Source organism: Desulfocastanea catecholica (assembly GCF_054657295.1).
This window is the reverse complement of the sequence record NZ_BAAHYZ010000098.1, coordinates 1-1,313: the sequence shown is the minus strand read 5'-3', so window position 1 is coordinate 1,313 and position 1,313 is coordinate 1. Positions and strand designations below refer to the sequence as shown.

Here is a 1,313-nt window from a genome sequence, read left to right as displayed (position 1 = left end):
TCATTAATGTCCGGTTAAGGACTTGCATAGGTTTTTTGGGTTGAAGCGTTGCCTTGGCTTTCCATATCAGAGTCGTGCAATTCAACGGTCCTGGATTCATTGTGGATTTTGTTTCGCAGCTGCCGAACTCTTTTGATGCTGACTGATTCTCCATGTTCCTCATAACAATAGATGGCGAGCAAAAGATAGGTGATCAGCCCGGCCAGCATCTGGATCATCAATCCATGCGGGCTTCTTGAAATAAGATGATACACTTTGAGATGTCGTTTCCACCAGGCAAAGAATGTCTCAATATCCCAACGAAGCTTGTATATGAAGGCAATTTGCTCAGCGGTCAGATCAAAACGATCTGAGGCAACCCAGTACCGTATGCCGTCAATCTCATACCCGACGAGTCGTAATGGTTTTTCAGTCCGACTGATACCTTGCTGGCCGAGAAGAACCTTTGCGTCATAGAAAACAATAGAATCTTTTAGTAGAGGGATCTTTTCCAAGCATGTTTTTGTGGTATTTGCTTTGATGCGACAAACGAAGTGCTTTCCTTCTGACTGGAGAAGGTCGAAATTTTTGTGCTGCTGATATCCTCGATCAAGGACTCCGGTTTCGCCCGGCAGCAGGATTCTGCTGACAAATGGCCGCTCACCGTCGTTGCCGGCGGTAAGGAATATTTTCCGCGGGATGCCACGATTGATGTCAAACCCGATGTGGGTTTTTGCTTTTTTGGCACCACCTCGATAATCGGCCCAGGTCATAGAAAGGACTGAGTCGATCAAAGAGCCATCGATTGCCACCAATTGGCCGAGTTCGGGGAATTTTTGCGGCAAGACTGTACGCGCCTGTTCTTGCAGCGCATTGAAGACATAAAGAAATTGTTCAAGACCTCTGTCATTCATAGCCTCAAAGAATGAACTTTTGGAAATACCTTTTTCCGGGGCAATATGTTCTCTTGCAAGGTCATCCTCCTTCAGATTCTGGATGAGATGCCTACCGGAGGTATGCTCTTCCAGATGAAAGAAGATGAGAGCATTGAGTTGGTCGTTAAAATCCATTTGTAGAGGCCTGTTGCACCTGGATTCAAGCTGTGGGGCTTTTTCCAGGATCTTTTTTAAAGGGCGCTTCAGTTTTTTGAAGGAGACGGTCGAATATTTTGCTTTCGTTGTCAGTAATCGCGGCATTTTCATAACTCCTTGAATTAATAGGATAACTATGAAAAAAATCGCGACCTGCTTTCATTGATTTGTCAAGTTAAATATTCGTTTTATTTATATTTTTCGTATTTTTTTAACTGCAATTTTCTAACCGGACATTACTGA

At 43.9% G+C, this 1,313-nt stretch carries 1 protein-coding gene; it reads right to left on the bottom strand.

The annotated features are described in order from the left end of the window. Positions 1 to 14 precede the first annotated feature (14 nt). The gene (locus tag ACYQ8U_RS22990) at positions 15 to 1,175 is read right to left on the bottom strand and encodes an IS4 family transposase (protein ID WP_459947891.1); all 1,161 of its coding nucleotides are present in this window, start codon (positions 1,173 to 1,175) and stop codon (positions 15 to 17) included. Positions 1,176 to 1,313: the final 138 nt, after the last annotated feature.

Excerpts from the sequence above, each read along its gene's own strand:
- ACYQ8U_RS22990 (WP_459947891.1), bottom strand. The coding sequence starts at position 1,175 with ATGCCGCGATTACTGACAACGAAAGCAAAATATTCGACCGTCTCCTTC.